19 protein-coding genes are annotated in these 18,675 nt (G+C 69.2%); 14 read left to right on the top strand and 5 right to left on the bottom strand.

Annotation, left to right across the window (positions count from 1 at the left end):
- Positions 1 to 3 precede the first annotated feature (3 nt).
- From thrC to prmC, 6 genes are all read left to right on the top strand, one after another.
- A complete protein-coding gene (gene thrC / locus ABT313_RS30985) occupies positions 4 to 1,068 on the top strand; it encodes a threonine synthase (RefSeq protein WP_350861108.1) in 1,065 nt (354 codons plus the stop codon).
- Between the two features lie 21 nt (positions 1,069 to 1,089).
- Positions 1,090 to 2,142, top strand: a complete 1,053-nt coding sequence (gene thrB, locus ABT313_RS30980; protein WP_350861106.1) for a homoserine kinase — start codon at positions 1,090 to 1,092, stop codon at positions 2,140 to 2,142.
- Positions 2,143 to 2,470: 328 nt separating this feature from the next.
- A complete protein-coding gene (gene rho, locus ABT313_RS30975) occupies positions 2,471 to 4,621 on the top strand; it encodes a transcription termination factor Rho (RefSeq protein ID WP_350861104.1) in 2,151 nt (716 codons plus the stop codon).
- A 138-nt stretch (positions 4,622 to 4,759) separates the two neighbouring features.
- Positions 4,760 to 4,966: a 50S ribosomal protein L31 gene (rpmE, locus tag ABT313_RS30970; protein ID WP_137259516.1), complete on the top strand. Its 207-nt coding sequence runs from the start codon at positions 4,760 to 4,762 to the stop codon at positions 4,964 to 4,966.
- Positions 4,967 to 5,056: 90 nt separating this feature from the next.
- Positions 5,057 to 6,133 carry a peptide chain release factor 1 gene (gene prfA, locus ABT313_RS30965; protein WP_350861101.1) on the top strand — a complete coding sequence of 359 codons (1,077 nt, stop codon included), beginning with the start codon at positions 5,057 to 5,059 and terminating at the stop codon, positions 6,131 to 6,133.
- A 152-nt stretch (positions 6,134 to 6,285) separates the two neighbouring features.
- On the top strand, positions 6,286 to 7,107 hold the full coding sequence (gene prmC, locus ABT313_RS30960; RefSeq protein WP_350861099.1) for a peptide chain release factor N(5)-glutamine methyltransferase: 822 nt from the start codon (positions 6,286 to 6,288) through the stop codon (positions 7,105 to 7,107).
- 4 nt (positions 7,108 to 7,111) lie between these two features.
- On the opposite strand, the gene ABT313_RS30955 is transcribed toward prmC, so the two are convergent.
- The 5 genes from ABT313_RS30955 to ABT313_RS30935 form a co-directional block, all read right to left on the bottom strand.
- Entirely contained in the window at positions 7,112 to 7,249 is a 138-nt protein-coding gene (locus tag ABT313_RS30955) for a hypothetical protein (RefSeq protein WP_350861097.1), read from the bottom strand.
- 113 nt (positions 7,250 to 7,362) lie between these two features.
- Positions 7,363 to 8,220 carry an endonuclease/exonuclease/phosphatase family protein gene (locus tag ABT313_RS30950; RefSeq protein WP_350861347.1) on the bottom strand — a complete coding sequence of 286 codons (858 nt, stop codon included), beginning with the start codon at positions 8,218 to 8,220 and terminating at the stop codon, positions 7,363 to 7,365.
- A 20-nt stretch (positions 8,221 to 8,240) separates the two neighbouring features.
- Positions 8,241 to 9,176, bottom strand: coding sequence for a hypothetical protein (locus ABT313_RS30945; protein ID WP_350861095.1), 936 nt, complete (start codon positions 9,174 to 9,176; stop codon positions 8,241 to 8,243).
- Positions 9,177 to 9,194: 18 nt separating this feature from the next.
- On the bottom strand, positions 9,195 to 11,996 hold the full coding sequence (locus ABT313_RS30940) for an AfsR/SARP family transcriptional regulator (protein WP_350861093.1): 2,802 nt from the start codon (positions 11,994 to 11,996) through the stop codon (positions 9,195 to 9,197).
- A gap of 17 nt (positions 11,997 to 12,013) precedes the next feature.
- Complete coding sequence (locus ABT313_RS30935) at positions 12,014 to 13,039, bottom strand: adenosine deaminase (RefSeq protein ID WP_350861091.1); 1,026 nt, start codon at positions 13,037 to 13,039, stop codon at positions 12,014 to 12,016.
- 108 nt (positions 13,040 to 13,147) lie between these two features.
- Here ABT313_RS30935 and ABT313_RS30930 point away from each other — a divergent pair, with 108 nt between their 5' ends.
- The 8 genes from ABT313_RS30930 to ABT313_RS30895 all read left to right on the top strand — a co-directional run bounded on the left by ABT313_RS30930 (position 13,148) and on the right by ABT313_RS30895 (position 18,662).
- Positions 13,148 to 13,966, top strand: coding sequence for an L-threonylcarbamoyladenylate synthase (locus ABT313_RS30930; RefSeq protein ID WP_350861089.1), 819 nt, complete (start codon positions 13,148 to 13,150; stop codon positions 13,964 to 13,966).
- A complete protein-coding gene (locus tag ABT313_RS30925) occupies positions 13,966 to 15,084 on the top strand; it encodes a glycosyltransferase family 4 protein (RefSeq protein ID WP_350861087.1) in 1,119 nt (372 codons plus the stop codon). Before ABT313_RS30930 ends, ABT313_RS30925 begins: the two co-directional genes overlap by 1 nt.
- Before the next feature lie 204 nt (positions 15,085 to 15,288).
- Positions 15,289 to 15,753 carry a Cg1360 family ATP-synthase-associated protein gene (locus ABT313_RS30920; protein WP_350861085.1) on the top strand — a complete coding sequence of 155 codons (465 nt, stop codon included), beginning with the start codon at positions 15,289 to 15,291 and terminating at the stop codon, positions 15,751 to 15,753.
- 90 nt (positions 15,754 to 15,843) lie between these two features.
- Positions 15,844 to 16,056, top strand: coding sequence for an AtpZ/AtpI family protein (locus ABT313_RS30915; RefSeq protein WP_134111295.1), 213 nt, complete (start codon positions 15,844 to 15,846; stop codon positions 16,054 to 16,056).
- Between the two features lie 118 nt (positions 16,057 to 16,174).
- Positions 16,175 to 16,957 (top strand): F0F1 ATP synthase subunit A, encoded by a 783-nt coding sequence (gene atpB, locus ABT313_RS30910; RefSeq protein ID WP_350861083.1) that lies wholly within the window; start codon positions 16,175 to 16,177, stop codon positions 16,955 to 16,957.
- A 77-nt stretch (positions 16,958 to 17,034) separates the two neighbouring features.
- Entirely contained in the window at positions 17,035 to 17,259 is a 225-nt protein-coding gene (atpE, locus tag ABT313_RS30905) for an ATP synthase F0 subunit C (protein WP_130448646.1), read from the top strand.
- A gap of 33 nt (positions 17,260 to 17,292) precedes the next feature.
- Entirely contained in the window at positions 17,293 to 17,865 is a 573-nt protein-coding gene (locus tag ABT313_RS30900; RefSeq protein WP_350861080.1) for a F0F1 ATP synthase subunit B, read from the top strand.
- Entirely contained in the window at positions 17,865 to 18,662 is a 798-nt protein-coding gene (locus ABT313_RS30895) for a F0F1 ATP synthase subunit delta (RefSeq protein ID WP_350861078.1), read from the top strand. The genes ABT313_RS30900 and ABT313_RS30895 overlap by 1 nt, the downstream gene beginning before the upstream one ends.
- The last annotated feature ends 13 nt before the right edge of the window (positions 18,663 to 18,675 follow it).

The following is an 18,675-nucleotide window of genomic DNA, read 5'->3' as shown; positions in this document are numbered from 1 at the left end:
ACTATGGCTCACCAGTGGCAGGGCGTGATCGAGGAATACCGTGACCGGCTCCCCGTGTCGGCGGACACGCCGGTCGTCACGCTCGGCGAGGGCGGTACGCCGCTGGTGGCCGCGCAGTGGCTGAGCGAGCAGACCGGTTGCGAGGTCTGGCTGAAGGTCGAGGGCAACAACCCGACCGGCTCGTTCAAGGACCGCGGCATGACGGTGGCGATCTCGCTGGCCGCGCAGGCCGGCGACAAGGCGGTCGTCTGCGCCTCGACCGGCAACACGTCGGCCTCGGCCGCGGCGTACGCCGTGCGCGCCGGGATGGTGCCGCTGGTGCTGATCCCGGCCGGCCGGATCGCGAAGGGCAAGCTCGCGCAGGCGGTCGTGCACGGCGCCAAGCTCGTGCAGATCGACGGCGGCTTCGACGACTGTCTGCGGATCGTCCGCGAACTGGGCAAGCACTACCCGGTCGCGCTGGTGAACTCGGTCAACCCGGTCCGCCTCGAGGGGCAGAAGACCGCGGCGTTCGAGGTGTGCGACGCGCTCGGCGACGCGCCCGATCTGCACCTGCTTCCGGTCGGCAACGCGGGCAACATCGCGGCCTACTGGAAGGGGTACCAGGAGTACGCGAAGGACAAGCTCGCGACCCGGACCCCGCAGATGTGGGGTTTCCAGGCCGAGGGCGCGGCGCCGATCGTGCGCGGCGCGATCGTCGAGAAGCCGGAGACCGCGGCGACCGCGATCCGGGTCGGGAACCCGGCGTCCTGGACGCTGGCCGAGGCCGCGCGGGACGAGTCGGGCGGCCGGATCGAGATGATCACCGACGAGAAGATCCTGACCGCACAGCGTGAGCTCGCCGCTCGCGAGGGTGTGTTCGTGGAGCCCGCCTCGGCGGCCGGGGTCGCCGGTCTGCTGCACGCGAAGGCGCAGGGCTGGCTCCCGGGCGGCTCGACCGTCGTGATCACGGTCACCGGCCACGGTCTGAAGGACATCGACACGGCCCTCGACCACGCAACCGTGGATGAGTCGCCGATCACCCCCGCCGACACCGACGCAGTAGCCCGCGTCGCCGGCCTCGCCTGAGGCCGGGCAGTGGACAGCATCATGGACGGCGCATCCGGCGCATCGGGCGCATCGGGCGGGACTGCCGTGGCGGCCGGCGAGCGGGCCGCCACGGACCCGGCGGCAGGTTCCGCCGCCTCGCGGTCTGTGAGTGAGCCGGCCACCGCCGCGCAGCGGCGGCCGTGTCACCAGGTGCGGGTTCGGGTGCCGGCGACGAGTGCGAATCTCGGGCCGGGTTTCGACGCGTTCGGGCTCGCGTTGACGTTGTACGACGACCTGGTGGTGACCCCGTGCGGATCGGGTGTGACCGTTCAGGTGAGCGGATGCGGCGAAGGCGAAGTACCGCTGGACGAGACGCATCTCGTGGTGCAGTCGATCCGGGCCGGGCTCGAGGCGCTCGGTGCCTCGGTGCCCGGATTCACCTTGCGCTGCGAGAACCGGATCCCGCACGGCCGAGGGCTCGGTTCGTCGTCCGCGGCGATCGTCGGCGGGCTCGCGGCGGCGTACGCGCTGGCCGGGGAACCGGTCGATCGCGAGCGTCTCGTCGTACTCGCGAACGAGCTCGAAGGGCACCCGGACAACGTCGCGGCAGCGGCCCTCGGTGGGTTCACGATCGCTTGGACGCAAGGGGAAACCGGCCGCGCAGTTCGTTTGGAACCGGCGGACGGATTGGCTGCGGTTGCCTATGTACCCGACAACCGCGTGCTGACCAAAGAGGCGCGCGGACTCCTCCCGGGCGTTGTTTCCCACACCGACGCGGCGGCGAACGCCGGCAAGGCCGCGCTGCTCGTCGCCGCGATGACCGGCCGGCCGGAGCTGCTGCTGACCGCGACCGAGGACCGGCTGCACCAGGAGTACCGCGAACCGGCCATGCCGGAGAGCCTCGCGCTGGTGCACAAACTGCGCGGCAGCGGGTTGGCCGCGATCGTCAGCGGGGCCGGCCCGACCGTCGCCGTACTGGGCGGTCACGACGGTAAAGGCGCAGGTCAGGGCAATCTTTTCGGCGGTACGCCGGAGCCGCCGGACGGCTGGACGAAGTACGAGCTGGGCATTGATCCAGTCGGCGTACAGGTCTGGTCGATGGAAGCCGGCTGACGCGGGGGAATCCTGGGGCGCTGACACGCGTTGTACTGACCGAGTCAACCGGACGACCCGTAGTGGTGCTAGTCTCGACTCACCCGATCCCCTCCAGGTGATCGGTGAACTCTCGTCACGATCCGGGCTGTGCTCCCGGCACCCTGTGTTGTGTGGCGACCCTCCTGTGGATGTGACCTTGCGCCGCCTGCGTCGGAGAAGTCCGGGGGGACTCAGATCGAAGCGAGAGCCTCTTGTACCCCGCGTGCCCGTTGTGCGGTCGTGGGTGGAATGAAATTGGTCGATGAGCCGTGCAGGCCTTCGACGATCCGTGTGGGAAGGACCTCACGTGACAGAAACTGTTGAAGCCTCCAGCGCAGGAGACGCCGCGGCCACCACCGCGCCGCGTCGCCGCAAAGCTGGCGGCGGCCTCGAGGGCATGCTGCTCCCCGAGCTCAAGCAGCTCGCCGGGACGCTCGGCATCAAGGGCACCGGCGCGCTGCGCAAGGGCCAGCTGATCGAGGCGATCAAGGCCGCTCAGGCCGGCGGTTCCACCGCCCGGGGCGGCTCGACCGGTAGCTCCCGGGCGAAGGCGACACAGCCGACGCTCGACGAGGGCGCCGAGTCGTCCGCGCCCGCGGCGAAGACCGCTGAGGCGCCGGCCAAGCGCGAGGGCGGCAGTCGCCGGACCCGCGCCGCGGCCCAGAAAGAGACCCCGCAGGACGAGCCGGCGCAGAACGGCGCCGCTCCCGAGGTGACCGCTCCGGCCGCCGCGACCGTGACCTCCTCGGCCCCCGCCGAGGCGCCGGCCGCGCACGCCGGGACCGCCGCCCAGAACGGCGCCGCCGAGCGGGTCGAGACCCGTGGCGACCGTGGTGACACCGACGACCGCGGCGACAACCAGAGCCGCAACCGCGCCCGGGACGGCCGGGACAACCGCGACGGCGGCCAGAACCGGGACCGCAACCGCGACAACCAGAACCGGGACACCAACCGGGACGGTCAGCGCGACAGCCAGCGGGACGGCCAGGGCAACCGGGACGGCGGCCGCGACGGCAGTCAGAACCGCGACCGGAACCGGGACACGAACCGCGACGGCCAGCGCGACAGTCAGCGGGACGGCCAGGGCGACCAGCGGAACCGCCAGGACCAGAACGACCGTGGCGAGGAAGGCGACGGGCGTCGTCGCCGCCGCCGGGGCCGCGACCGGGACCGCAACCGCGACGGCCAGCCCACCAGCCGCGACGGCGGCCGGGACGGCGGGCGCGACAGCGGCCGCGACGGCAACCGCAACCGTGGTCGCGGCGAGCGCTTCGACGCCGAGCCGACGATCAGCGAGGACGACGTCCTCGTGCCGGCCGCGGGCATCCTCGACGTACTCGACAACTACGCGTTCGTCCGGACCAGCGGCTACCTGCCCGGCCCGAACGACGTGTACGTCGCGCTCTCGATGGTGAAGCGTTACGGCCTGCGCAAGGGTGACGCGATCACCGGTGCGGTGAAGCAGCCGCAGGAGGGCGAGCGCAAGGAGAAGTTCAACCCGCTGGTCCGGATCGACACCGTCAACGGCGCCGACCCGGAGATCGCCAAGCAGCGGCAGGACTTCAACAAGCTCACCCCGCTGTACGCGACCGAGCGGCTGCGGCTGGAGACCGAGCCCGGGATCCTCACCACCCGGATCGTCGACATCGTCAGCCCGATCGGCAAGGGCCAGCGCGGCCTGATCGTCTCGCCGCCGAAGGCCGGTAAGACGATGGTGCTGCAGGCGCTGGCGAACGCGATCACGACGAACAACCCCGAAGTGCACCTGATGGTCGTGCTGGTGGACGAGCGGCCCGAAGAGGTCACCGACATGCAGCGCACGGTCAAGGGCGAGGTCATCGCCTCGACGTTCGACCGGCCGGCCGACGACCACACCACGGTCGCGGAACTGGCGATCGAGCGGGCCAAGCGACTGGTCGAGCTCGGCCACGACGTCGTCGTACTGCTCGACTCGATCACCCGGCTGGGCCGTGCGTACAACATCGCGGCGCCCGCCAGCGGCCGGATCCTGTCCGGCGGTGTGGACTCGTCCGCGCTGTACCCGCCGAAGCGGTTCTTCGGTGCGGCCCGCAACATCGAGGACGGCGGCTCGCTGACCATCCTCGCGACCGCGCTGATCGAGACCGGCTCGAAGATGGACGAGGTGATCTTCGAGGAGTTCAAGGGCACCGGCAACATGGAGCTCCGGCTGCGTCGCGAGTTCGCCGACCGGCGGATCTTCCCGGCCATCGACGTCGTCGCCTCCGGCACCCGCCGCGAGGAGCTGCTGATGTCGAAGGACGAGACCCAGGTCGTCTGGAAGCTGCGCCGGGTGCTGTCGGCACTCGACGGCCAGGCGGCGCTGGAACTGCTGATCGGCAAGCTCAAGGAGAGCAAGTCGAACATCGAGTTCCTGCTCCAGGTCAACAAGACCACCCCGTCGACCAGCGCCGGCCACAGCACCACCAACGGCGACTGACCGACTACCGATCAGCTGCTGCTCGACCGTCGATTACCAGTTTGCCGTCCCCGGATGGCAAACTGGTTGGTCGGTTCCGGTTCACGTTCGCACCGTGCGGGCGACCCGGGGCGCTCGTTACTTCCTAGGAGACTTGTTGTGAAGGCTGACATCCACCCGACGTACGTCGAGACCACGGTGACGTGCACCTGTGGCGCCACGTTCCAGACCCGCTCCACCGCGGAGAACGGCGTGATCCACGCCGACGTCTGCTCGCAGTGCCACCCGTTCTACACCGGCAAGCAGAAGATCCTCGACACCGGCGGCCGGGTCGCCCGCTTCGAGAAGCGCTACGCCAAGAAGTAGCTTTCCTGCCGCGCGCCGGTTCCGCCCGTTCTGGGTGGGACCGGCGCGCGGTTTGTGTTGTCAGGGTTGGTTCGAGAGGAGGAGTGCGGGATGTTCGAGGCGGTTCAGACGCTGAAGGCGGAGTACGCCGAGCTGGAGCGGCAGATGGCTGAGCCGGAGCTGCACTCCGACCAGGCCAACGCCCGTCGGGTCGGCAAGCGGTACGCCGCGCTGGCGCCGGTGGTTCGTACGTACGACGAGTGGCAGCAGACCGGCGACGACATCGAGGCCGCGCGGGAGCTCGCCTCCGAGGATCCGACGTTCGCCGAGGAGGCGACCCGGCTGACCGCTCGCCGCGAGGAGCTGGCGGAGCGGCTGCAGACGCTGCTGGTGCCGCGGGACCCCAACGACGACAAGGACGCGATCCTCGAGATCAAGGCGGGCGAGGGCGGCGACGAGTCCGCGCTGTTCGCCGGCGACCTGCTGAAGATGTACCTGAAGTACGCCGAGTCGCAGAACTGGAAGACCGAGGTGCTCGACTCGGCCGAGTCCGACCTGGGCGGGTACAAGTCGATCACGGTCGCGGTGAAGGCGAAAGGCACGCCGGAGCCGGGCGATGCGCCGTACGCGAAGCTGAAGTTCGAGGGCGGCGTGCACCGGGTGCAGCGGGTGCCGGTGACCGAGTCGCAGGGCCGGATCCACACGTCCGCGGCCGGCGTACTGGTGCTGCCGGAGGCCGAGGACGTCGACGTCGAGATCGACCCGAACGACCTGCGCATCGACGTGTTCCGGTCGTCGGGCCCGGGCGGGCAGAGCGTGAACACGACGGACTCCGCCGTACGCATCACGCACCTGCCGACCGGCATCGTGGTGTCGATGCAGAACGAGAAGTCCCAGCTGCAGAACCGCGAGCAGGCGATGCGCGTACTGCGTGCCCGGTTGCTGGCCGCTGCGCAGGAGGCTGCTGACCAGGAGGCCTCCGACGCCCGCCGCTCGCAGATCCGCACGGTCGACCGCTCGGAGCGCGTCCGCACGTACAACTTCCCCGAGAACCGCTTCTCCGACCACCGCGTGGGCTACAAGGCCCACAACCTCGACCAGGTCCTCGGCGGCGAGCTGGAGCCGGTCATCACCGCCCTCACCGAAGCCGACCTAACCGCCCGCCTAGAGGCCGTCGAGGCCCAGTGAACGAAAAAGAACCCCGCCCCCTCGCTCCGCTCGGGGGCGGGGGAGTAGATGAGAGCGCCGCTCCGGGCGGGGGCGGGGGAGTAGACGAGAGCGCCGCTCCGGCCGGGGGCGGGGGAGTAGAAGAAAGCCCCGCTCCGGGCGGGGGTTCGGGAGTGCGGGCGGTGGTTGCGTTGGCGGCTGGGCGGTTGGGGGCGGCGGGGGTTGGGTCGCCTGAGTATGACGCGGCTGAGTTGATGGCGTTTGTTACCGGGGCCAGTCGGATGCATTTGGTCGAGCCGACCGAGGAGCAGCTGCGGGTTTATCGGGAGCTGGTTGAGCGGCGGGCGGGCCGGGAGCCGTTGCAGCATTTGACGGGGACGACGGCGTTTCGGTATCGGGAGCTTGTGGTGGGGCCGGGGGTGTTTGTGCCGCGGCCGGAGACCGAGGTGATGGTCGGGTGGATTCTCGAGCGGATCGCCGGGGTGAAGAACCCGCTGGTGGTTGATCTGTGCTCGGGGTCGGGTGCGATCGCCGGTGCGGTGGCAACCGAGCGGCCGGACAGCATCGTGCACGCCGTCGAGCTGTCACCGGAGGCGTGCGTCTGGGCCCGCCGGAACCTGGACGGCACCGGTGCGATCCTGCACGAGGGTGATATCGACGGATGCCTGCCGGAGTTCGACGGACAGGTGGATGCCGTGATCTCCAACCCGCCGTACATCCCGTTGACTGCCTGGGAATCCGTGACCGCCGAGGTCCGCGACCACGACCCGGCGCTCGCCTTGTGGTCCGGCGACGACGGCCTCGACGAGATCAAGGTGGTCGCCGCCACTGCGGCCCGCCTGCTCAAACCCGGCGGATGGTTCGCCTGCGAACACGCCGACGTCCAGGGCGAATCAGCTCCGGCCGTCTTCACCGCCACTGCGTCCTTCACCGAGGTCCGCGACAACTTGGACCTGGCCGGCCGCAACAGGTTCGCGACCGGCCGACGGATCTGACGTCCTACTGCAGCGCTGACGTCGCGGCGAACGCCGCCACGGCCAGCACCAACAAGATGCCTGCGGCAACGAGATCCGCGCGTCCTCCACGCACGGCCCAGTGGGCGCGGAGCCGGTCCAGAGCCGAATACCAACTGGTCATGGCAAATCATCTTCCTGCGAGCACCTCGGGGGCGGTTTTCTGTGCCCGGAAGAGATGTTTCCTGCGGCCACCCGGCGCAAACGTCCGTTTGCGTTTTGTGACCTCCGGACGGGTCAGCCGCGGCCGAAGGCCCGGTTCCGGCCGGGCGGGCGGGCCGGCGGTCTGGTGAGATCCTGCGCGCGCACCCGGCCCGCGCCCGGGAGGGGCTGCACACGGCGGTCGACCCGGCAGACGACCGGATAATGGTCCGCGCCGGGGAGCCGGCGTACCTCGACGTCACGGACGACCAGGTCGCGGGTGCTGAAGAGTCGGTCGATGGAGCGGCTGTCAGGGGTGGTGACAGGTGGTGGGGTGCCGAAGCCGTCCACCAGGCCCAGGGACTCGCCGAAGAAGTCCCCAGGGTTCGGCATGTTGAGATCGCCCGCGACGATCGCGCGCTCCACGCCGCGCGCCGCGAACTCCTCCCGCAAGTACGCCGCCAACTGCTCGCCCGCCTCCCGTCCCGGCCCCTCGCGGTACGTGTACTCGACCCCCTCGGCACTGCGGAACATATGGATCGGACACACCTGCCCGCCCACGATGTCGATCTCGCCGAGTGCCCCGAAGTCACCCCGCACCACCAAGAAGCCCTTGCCGTGGGCAACAAGCGGCTCGCCGGTTCGCCAATGCAGGAAGTCGATCGACGGATTCGGCAGATCGATCCGCTCGAGCTCGACCAGCGGGTACGTCGACGCGATCCCGACCCCCAACCGCGGCACCTCCGGGATATGCGAGTCCGAGAACGCATGCCGTACCAGCTGCGCATCGGGCATCGCGGCCGCTGTCAGCCGCTCCAGCTGATCGCCGGACGGGTCGAGCTCTGTCACGATCAGCACGTCCGGCCGCAATCCCGCCAGCGCCTGCCCGAAGTCCGCCGTCCGGTCCTCGTCCACGTAGCGGCCGGAAGAGTCTACGAACCGACCGCCGGCCACGTTCGCGAAGGCGACCGAGATCACTCGTAGATCACCAGCTCGGGCCGCGGCTTGAGCGCGAGCACCTGCGGCGGCGTCATCAACGGACCGTGCCGCGTGTCCTCGGTGTAGAACAGTTTGAACCCGGCATGCACCGCCGGCGGCAGGCTCGTGGTCAGCTTCGCCCAGGTCTTGAGCTTGTCCTCGCGAGCGCCGATCCCGTCGACCGACTTGATCGCCACCACGCCCGGATGCGACTTCAGCGCCTTCTCGTTGCTGACGATCCGCGCCGACAGTTGGTGGAACACGAACACCTTCTCCGGCAGGTCGTTCGCCGTCACCAGCCCCGAGAGGTACGCCGCGATGCTGTCGAGCTCGGCGCCCGTCGTATGGCCGAAGACCCGCCCCGGCACCTGTCCCGGCCCGACCGCCCATTCCGGGTCGAACGCCAGTCCGACGTCGGGCTCCTTCAGCCACCGCTCGAGCCGCTTCACCTCCGGCAGGATCTTCGCTCGCCCCGGCTGGATGTCGAGCAGCAGCAGCATCTTGTGCTTCCGCGCGACCGACAGGTACTGCTCGATCGCCGAGTCGTCCAGCCGGCCCCGATACAGGCCGTCCTTGCCGCGGGACCCCCGCGCGACGACGGTGATCAGCTCCATCACCGGCTGCGGCGTCCGGCCGCCCGCGTACGCCTGCGCCAGCTTCTCGAGCTTGGCCGCCTTCGCGTCGAGGTCCTTGTCCAACGGCCCGAGCGCCGGCGATCCCGGCAGACCGACGTAACCGACCAGTTGGTACTTCGGGAAGATCACCCGCCCGCCGCGCGGCAACTCACCATCGGCAGGCGGGGGAGGCGGAGTCGGAGTCGGAGTGGTACTTCGCACCGGTGTCGGCGACGGCGCCGAGGACGGGCTAGGAGTGTCGCTGCAGGCGGCCAGGCACAACAGGCCGACGGCCAGCACCCCACAGACTCTCCTCACCGCACCAGCCAACCACACTCAAGCCGCCGGACTGGTTCGGTCCAGCCCGACAGCGGCCCGCTCGACCGTCGCCTCGTGCCCCTCCTCGAGCGCGAGCTCCAGCGCCCGCGCGAAATGCGGATGCGCCTGAGCCAGATCCCCCTTGGCCAGCAGCGTTTCCGCGAGCCGCAGGTACGCGTTCCGCTGCGACTGCTTCGAGTCGCTCTCCAACGCCAGCTCCAGCGACGTACGACCGACGTCGATCGCCTCGCTCCACAGCCGCTGCCGCGCGTACGCCGTACCCAAGAACGCATAGGTGTAGATCAAGCTGTAGTCCGCCCCGCGCTCGACACCGAGGTCCCGCGCCGTTCGCAACGCAGCGACCGCCTCGTCCACGCGGTCCAGCTCCAGCAGACACTCACCGATCCCGTTCAGCACTTCGCCCTGTACTGCGGAATCCCCCAGCTCCAGCGAGTCCTGGTACGCCGCCAGAGCCTCATCGAACTCCCTGCGATCGCCGTACGTCGCTCCGAGGTACGCCAGCACGCGCGATGCGATGCTCCGATCACCAGCCCGCCGCGCCACCTCCAACGCCTCCCGCAGTACGGCGAGAGCCTCGTCGTCCGGGGTGAGCTTCGCGAGGCTGTAGCCGATCGACGCCAGCAACCGCGCACGCAAAGCCAGGTCCGCATCCGCCGGCAGTCGGTCCCGAGCCTCCTGCAGCGTCCTCAGACTGGCCTCCGCACCAAGGCGATAGCGCCCGAGGCTGCCGATCGACAACAGCACGCGGGACTCCGCCTCCGCGTCGCCCGCAGCCGCGCGCAGAGCGAGCTGCAGCGCCTCATCCATCTCGTAGACCCGGCCACGCTGGAAGAAGCACGACGCCACCGCCAGACCGGTCCGCCAGACATGCTCAGACGACTCCGCGGCCCTGAGCGTGGCCAACACGTTCGCACCCTCGGTGTCGATCCACTCCAACCCATCAGCCGCCGAAGCGAACTCAGGTAGCCGCACAGGCGCCGGCTCGGGCAGAGGGTGCAGCCGACTGCTGAAGATCGCCGCACTCGCCTCCGCGGTCGCGTACAGGTAGTAGTCCAGCAAACGCCGTACTGCGTCCGGCTCCGGCGCCAACATCCGTGCGTACTGCCGCAGCAGGTCGTGGAACTGGAAACGCCCAGGACGCAGCTGCAGCAGCAGATTGGCGTCCACGAGCTGCTCCAGCAGGTCCTCTGCTTCCACCTCATCGACATCGGCCAGTGCGGCAGCGGCGTACATCTCGATGTCCTGTCCGGTCATCGCGCCGAGGAGGCGGAACAGGCGCTGCTGGTCCGGCGGCAGGTGCTCGTACGACAAGGCGAACGCGGGGGAGACGCCACCGCTGTCCGTGCTGAGCTCAGCCAGCCGCCTGTCCTCGGCGTCGAGTCGTTTGGCCAGGTGCTCGATCGTCCAGCTCGGACGGTGCCGCAAGCGTGCCCCAGCCACCCGGATCGCCAACGGCAGATAGCCGCACTGGTTCACCACCTCCGCAGCGGCGTTCGCAGAGCCGGCACGGTCTGCGCCGACGATCTCTGCCAGCAAATCCCGTGCGTCTTCAGGCCGCAGTACGTCGAGTGCGAGCCGCGCAGTGGCGTCCAGACCGGTCAACTGCCGCCGACTGGTCACCAGCACGCCACACCGCGGCCCACCGGCCAGCAACGGCCGCACTGCCGCGCTGTCCGGCGCATTGTCGAGTACGACGAGGATCTGTCGCCCAGCCAATTCAGAACGCCACAGTGCAGCCCGCTCCTCGAGGTCCGCCGGGATGCGGTCAGCCGGGACGGACAGCGTGCGCAGCAACCGATCCAGGGCCTGCAACGCCGACACCGGCTCATGGCCCGGCGTGTACCCGTGCAGGTCGATGAAGAGCCGCCCGTCCGGATACACGTCAGCCAGCTGACGTGCAGCACGTACTGCGAGCGCAGTCTTCCCGACACCGGCCATGCCGTCGATCGCCACGACAGCAGGTCCCGCAGCGCGCAGTGCGTCGACCACCTGCTTCAGTACGCCGTCCCGCCCGACGAACGCGGCACCGTCGTACGGCAGCTCGTCACGCACCGCCGGGCGCGCCACCGGCTCGTCGTTCTGCAGGATCCGCTCGTGGATCGAGCGGAGCTCCGGACCGGGTTCCACACCGAGCTGCTCGATCAGCTCGTGCCGCGTCCGCGTGTAGGTCTCGAGTGCTTGGGAGATCCGGCCGCTGCGCCAGTATGCGAGCATCAGCTGCCCGGCGAACTGCTCCCGCAGCCGGTCCTCCTCCACCAGCGCAACCAGCTCCGGCACGAGATCGCCGTACCGGCCGCGCTCCAGATCCAGCTCGATCCGCTCGGCCAGCACCTTCAACCGTCGCTCGGTCAGCCGGTGACGCTGCACGCTGAGGTAGTGGCCGGCCAGTCCGCTCAACGGCTCACCGCTGAACAACCCCAGCGCCTCCGACAGATTCGCCGCCGCGTCGTCCTTGCTCCGGCAGGCGTGCGCCGCACTGACGAGGTCCTCGAACCGATCCAGGTCCAGCGCACCAGGAGCCAGCCGCAAGCTGTAGCCGTCCCGCGTGTGCACCAGCACGCCGTCCGGCAGCAGCTTGCGCAGCCGGTAGATGTACGGCGGAACGATCTTCGCGCCCGTCGACGGCGGTGCATCACTCCAGACGAGGTCGAGCAGCTCGTCCGCGGAGATGACCTGGTTGGACCGCAACGCCAGTACGGCGAGCAGGGTCTGCTGACGGGTCGGCCCGAGATCGAGCCGGCGGTCCCCGGACCGGCCGCGCAGCGGGCCGAGGAGGTCCAGCCGCAGGTCATCCGTCACGGTGCACAGTCTGGCAGCTACTCCTTGTTCTGCTCGACGTAGGCGTCGATCTCGGTCAGCAGGGAGTCCTTCACCGCGTCGTCCGCGAACGACACCCGGACGGCGGTCTTCGCCAGCTCGGCGGCGCCGGTCGCGTCGAGGTCGAGCAGCTGCGACGCGACGACGTACTCGTTGGTCAGATCGGTGCCGAACATCGGCGGGTCGTCGGAGTTGATCGTGACCACCAGGCCGGCGTCGACCATCGCGCGCAGCGGGTGGACGTCGTACGACGCGACCGCGCGGGTGGCGATGTTCGACGTCGGGCTGACCTCGAGCGGGATCCGGTGCTCACGCAGGTACTCGACCAGCTCCGGGTCCTGCATCGTCGACGTACCGTGGCCGATCCGCTCGGCCTTCAGCACCCGGACCGCGTCCCAGATCGTCTGCGGGCCGGTCGTCTCGCCCGCGTGCGGCACGCTGTGCAGCCCGGCCGCGATGGCCGCCTCGAAGTGCGGCTGGAACTGCGGCCGCGGTACGCCGATCTCCGGGCCGCCCAGCCCGAACCCGACCAGCCCCTCCGGCCGGATCTTGGTCGCGATCCGCAAGGTCTCCTCCGCGGCCGGGATCCCTGCCTCACCGGAGATGTCGAAGATCCAGCGCAGCACCAGACCGAACTCCTTCTCGGCCGCGACCCGCGCGTCCTCGATCGCCTCGCAGAACGCCTCGGCCTGGATCCCGCGCACCACCGACGTGTACGGCGTGACCGTGAGCTCGGCGTACCGCAGGTTCTGCTGCTCGGCCATCTCGCGGGCGATCTCGTACGTCAGCAGCCGCACGTCCTCCGGCGTCTTGATCAGCTCGACGACGGACAGGTAGATGTCGATGAAGTGCGCGAAGTCGCTGAACTTGAAGTACTCCGTCAGCGCACCCGGGTCGGCCGGCACGGGCGATCCCGGGTGCCGCGCGGCGAGCTCGGCGACGATCCGCGGCGACGCGGACCCGACGTGGTGGACATGCAACTCGGCCTTCGGCAATCCGGCGAGGAACTCACGCGAGACAGTCATGGCCGGATCCTAGAGAGCCAACGGTGCGGGCGGGGGCAAAGCTGACAATCGTTTGTCAGCAACGACCCGGTTAGTGCCGGGGCCCGCGTGAGTGGCACGATTCACCCCGTGAGTGAGCGCTTCGACTTCACCGGGGACGAACTGGCACCGGCCTACCGCGCGGCAGTGGACGCCATCGAGGCCGGCGACCTGGTCGTCCTGCCGACCGACACCGTGTACGGCATCGCCGCGGACGCCTTCAAGGCCGACGCCGTCCAGCGGCTGCTGGACGCAAAGGGCCGCGGCCGGGACATTCCGCCGCCGGTGCTGATCTCGGTGGCCGAGTCGCTGGACGCGCTCGCGACCGACGTACCGGACAACGGACGCAAGCTCGCGCAGGAGTTCTGGCCCGGGCCGCTGACGCTGATCTGCCACGCGCAGGCCTCGCTGATGTGGGACCTGGGGGAGACCCAGGGCACGGTCGCGCTCCGGGTGCCCGACCACGAGAACACCCGCGAACTGCTGTCGCGGACCGGACCGCTGGCGGTCACCTCCGCGAACAAGTCCGGTCAGCCGGCGGCGATGGACGTGTACGACGCCGAGGAGCAGCTGGCCGAATCGGTCGCGGTGTACCTCGACGGCGGCCAGGTCACCGGCGGCGAACCGTCCACGATCGTCGACATCACCGGCGAGACGCCGCGCGTGGTCCGCGTCGGCGCACTCTCGCTCGAGCAGCTGCGCGCCGTCGTCCCCGAGGTGAGCACCGAGGACGAAGAACCGAAGCCGACCACCGAGGAGCCGGCAGCGGAGAAGCCGACCGAGGAGCCGGTGGAAGAGAAGCCGGCCGAAGACAAGCCGGCCGAGGAGAAGCCAACTGAAGAGCCGGTCGCAGCGTCCAACCAGGACGACGAGAACAAGACCGACCCTGATGTGAGGCCTGCGGACTAGTGCGCGAGTACCTGCTGGTCCTGTTCGTGGCGATGGCCACGACCTTCTTGCTGACCGGCGTCGCCCGGCAGATCGCGCTGCGGTACGGCGCGGTCGCCAAGGTCCGGGCCCGGGACGTGCACAAGGTGCCGATCCCGTACTTCGGCGGCCTGTCGATCCTCGGCGGCCTGATCGCGGGGTTCGCGGTCGCCTCCAGCCTGCCGTTCCTCGGCAACAGCCTGCAGGTCGCACACGACGCCCGCGCGATCCTGGTCGGCGGCGTGGTGATCTGCGCGGTCGGCGTGGTCGACGACCTGTACGAGCTGGATGCGATCACCAAGCTGGCCGGCGAGGTCCTCGCGGTCGGCGTACTCGTTGTCCAAGGCATCCAGTTGTACTGGCTCCCGCTGCCTGGCGGCGTGATCTCGCCGTCACCGGCACAGCTCGCGGTTCTGACCGCCGGCATCCTGCTGGTCTCCTGCAACGCGGTGAACTTCGTCGACGGCCTGGACGGGCTCGCGGCCGGTGTCACCGCGATCGGCGCGACCGCGTTCTTCGCGTACTCGTACCTGCTGAACTTCCACGAGAACCTCGACCGCGCGACCACCTCGACCCTGATCACGGTCGCACTGGCCGGCGCCTGCCTCGGCTTCCTGCCGCACAACTTCTTCCCCGCCAGGGTCTTCATGGGCGACTCCGGCGCCCTGCTGATCGGTCTGATGCTCGCGGCGTCGACGATCAGCCTGACCGGCCAGATGGACCCCAACGCCGTCCCGTACGAGGTCGGCGGCTCGAGTCTGCTGCCCGCCCTGCTTCCGTTGGTGCTCCCGATCGCCATCCTCGCGATCCCCGCGCTGGACCTGACGCTCGCCTACATCCGCCGTACCAAGGCCGGCCGCTCGCCGTTCGCGGCCGACAAGCAGCACCTCCACCACCGCCTGATGCAACGCGGCCACTCGCACCGCCGCGCCGTCCTGCTGATGTACCTGTGGACCGCGCTGATCGCGTACGGCGTGGTGGTGCTCGGCCTGGTCCTGTACTGGTGGACGGCCCTGATCGTGCTGGCCGTCGCGGTCACCGCGGTGCTGCTCACGACCGGTCTCCCGAGGCGTTCCCGGAAACCGCTCGCCAAAGTTTGATCCCCGCGGGCGGGGACCAGACCACTCGCTGTCCTGGCATACCGATAAGGTGTGGCTGTACAGCGGGAGGGCCCCTCGTTTTGCTGACTGTGCAGACTTTGTGCTAGTTTTCACAAGCACCAGCAAAGAACAGCGACACCCCTGACCCCGCCCACCCGACGAACTGGCCGCGAGCCAGTTTCGCCAGCAGGACGGAACCACCAGATGGCTCCTACGGACCACAGCCCGAAACCCGCCGGACAAGCGACAAAGCACCCGGCGCTGGCAATGCTGCGTGGCGCTCTGATCGCCGCCCTGGTCGTCGGAGTGAATGCGACCGCGGTGTCCACTGTCGCGGCCGGTGTCGCCGGTCTGTGGGGTGCCCTGCTCGGCGTGCTGATGGTGATCGTCTTCTCCGGCGCCGGCCTGATCGCGCTGCACCTGTCCCGCAAGACCTCTCCGACCATGCAGCTCGCGGTCGCGATGGCGTCGTACACCGGCCGGATCGCGATCTTCGGCGGTCTGCTCGCGGTCGCGCTGAGCTCGGACAGCCTGGCCAGGCACGTGAATCTGACCGTGCTCGGCCTGGTCGCCCTGGTCGTCGTGATGGGCTGGATGGCCGGCGAGATCTGGGCCTGGTCGCGGCTCCGGGTGCCGATCTACGACCTCGACAAAGAGGTGACCGCATGAGCACCCTAGGTAACGATTTCCCTGCTGTGGTGGAGATTACGGGGCCCGATGTGACCGCATCTGTCGCCAACTGGTACGTTTCGGGTGCCAATGAGCGAGCATCAGGATCCGAAGCCATCACCCCCGAACTCGGGCGACGGCTGGCGGGTCCTGTCCTACTTGATCGGCGGTGTCCTGCTCTACGGGGGCATCGGCTTCGGGCTGGATCGCCTCTTCGGCACCGAATTCTTGCTTCCGGTGGGCATCGTCCTCGGTGCCGGGCTCACCATCCTGCTGCTGCACTTCCGGTACGGAAAGTCCTGATTCCTTCGGGGACTGGCGCGATCCGCACCGGGTCTGACGTTGTTGACCGCCATGCCCTGAGCCGCCCTGCCCTTACTTACAAGGCGTCCGACTTGAGCACGACGCGAGAGGAGACCCGGTGATTACCGGCGTTCCGACCGAGTTCATCCCGCCCGGTCCCCAGAGCTTCGACACCCCGCCCATCATCGACGGCGTGGACTGGTTCACCAAGCCTGTGCTGGTGAGCGCGCTGACCGTCGTCGTGATCATCTGGTTCTACTGGGCGGCTTCCCGCAAGTCCGCCATCGTCCCGAGCAGACTGCAGTTCGCCGGCGAGTTGGGCTACAACTTCGTCCGCAACTCGATCGCCCGGGACGCGATCGGCAGCCAGGAGTACATGAAGTACGTGCCGTACCTGTGCGGCCTGTTCTACTTCATCCTGCTGAACAACGTCGCCGGCACGATTCCCCTGGTCCAGTTCCCGACCTTCAGCCACATCGGCTGGGCGTACGTGGCCGCGATCATGAGCTGGATCATCTACAACACCGTCGGGATCAGGAAGCACGGCCTCTGGGGCTACTTCAAGCACCAGACGATGCCGGCCGGTGTCCCGGTCTGGCTGATGCCGCTGATGATCCCGATCGAGTTCATCTCGAACATCGTGGTCCGGCCGATCTCGCTGAGCCTGCGGTTGTTCGCGAACATGTTCGCCGGTCACATCCTGCTGCTGGTGTTCGTGCTCGGCGGCCACTACATGGTGTTCGAGGCCGACAACATCCTGCTTGCCGGCGTCGGCGTCGTCACGTGGGTCTTCGGCCTCGCGATCGCCGGGCTGGAGCTGTTCGTCCAGAGCATCCAGGCGTACATCTTCGTGGTGCTGACCGCGCAGTACATCGGCAGCGCCATCGCCGACGACCACTGATCCGCAGTTCCCCTCCATAGACCCGTAGTAACGGAAACCCGGATAGTCCCTATCCGTACCGAAAGGAAACACCTGAAATGGCTCTCGAGATTGCCGGCAACATCGCAGTCCTCGGCTACGGCCTCGCCGCGATCGGCCCGGGCGTCGGCGTCGGTCTGATCTTCGCTGCCGTCATCAACGGCACCGCGCGTCAGCCGGAGGCCCAGAGCAAGCTGCAGTCGATCGCGTGGATCGGCTTCGGCGTCACCGAGGTTCTGGCGATCATCGGTATCGCGCTCGCCTTCGTCTTCAAGGCCAGCTGACCCCTTTTCCAGACTGACTGACAGGACGCAGACATGACGACGTTGGTGCTACCGCTCAGCGAGGCAGCCGGTGAGGACGTGAACCCGCTGCTGCCGCACACCCCAGAGATCATCTTTGGCTTCGTCTTCCTGGTCCTGCTGGCCATCCTCTTCGCCAAGGTCGTCGTCCCGAAGTTCGAGAAGGCGTACGCCGATCGGACCGCGGCCATCGAAGGCGGCATGGAAGATGCCAAGCGGGCCCAGGCCGAGGCGAAGGCTGCTTTGGACAAGTACAACGCGCAGCTGGCGGAGGCCCGCCAAGAGGCTGCGAAGATCCGCGAGGACGCCCGCGAGCAGGGTGCGGCGATCATCGCGGAGATGCGCGAGCAGGCGAACGCCGAGGCCGAGCGGATCGTCACGCACGCGCGCACCCAGATCGACGCCGAGCGGGCCCAGGCGGTCGCATCGCTGCGCAGTGAGGTCGGCACGATGGCGACCACCCTGGCCGGCCGGATCGTCGGTGAGTCGCTCGAGGACGAGGCGCGTCAGCGTCGCACCGTCGAGCGCTTCCTGGCCGAGCTGGAGGAGTCGGAGTCCGCTCGTCAGGCCGTCGGAACGGACGGCTGATGCGCGGCGCGTCGCACGAGTCACTCGCCCGGGCCGAGCAGGCCCTGGCGGGTGCGAGCCCGGCCGAGGCGCTGGGCGGCGAGCTGTTCTCGATCGCCAAGCTGCTCGACGGCAACGGCGCGCTCCGGCGCGCACTGACCGACCCGGCCCGGCCGAAGGAAACCAAGGCCGGTCTGGCCCGGCAGCTGTTCGGCGGCAAGATCTCCCCCCAGGCGTTGGAGATCCTGTCCGTCGCGGTGTCCGGCCGCTGGGTCAGCGGTCGTGACCTGGGCGACGCCCTCGACCAGCTGAGCGTCGAGGCCGAGGTGGCGTACGCCGACAGCCGGCGCAAGCTGGACGAGGTCGAGGACGAACTGTTCCGGCTGGACCGCGTGGTCGCGGTCGAGCGGGCCCTGGCCGACAAGCTGGGGGATCGGGTGATCCCGGTCGAGCACCGCCAGGAGCTGATCCGCGGACTGCTCCAGGGCAAGGCCGACGTCAGCACGGTGCGGCTGGCCGAGCAGGCGGTGGACGGGCGGGGCCGGAGCTTCGCGGCGTCGATGCGCAGCTACCAGGTCGCCGCGGCGGCCCGGCGCAACGCCAGCATCGCGACCGTGCGGGTGGCCACCGACCTGTCGGAGGCGGAGCGCACCCGGCTGGCCGACGCGCTCAGCCGGCAGTACGGCCGGCAGATCCAGCTGAACGTGATCGTCGACCCGAACGTGGTCGGCGGCGTCCGGGTGGACATCGGCGACGAAGTGATCGACGGAACCATCGCGGCCCGGCTCGACGAAGCGCAGCGGCGCATCGCGGGCTGACGGCTCACAGACA

The organism is Kribbella sp. NPDC000426 (assembly GCF_040300265.1).
Taxonomy (GTDB): Bacteria; Actinomycetota; Actinomycetes; order Propionibacteriales; family Kribbellaceae; genus Kribbella.
Note: the sequence above shows the minus strand (reverse complement) of the source record. Positions and strands in the feature narration are given on the sequence as shown.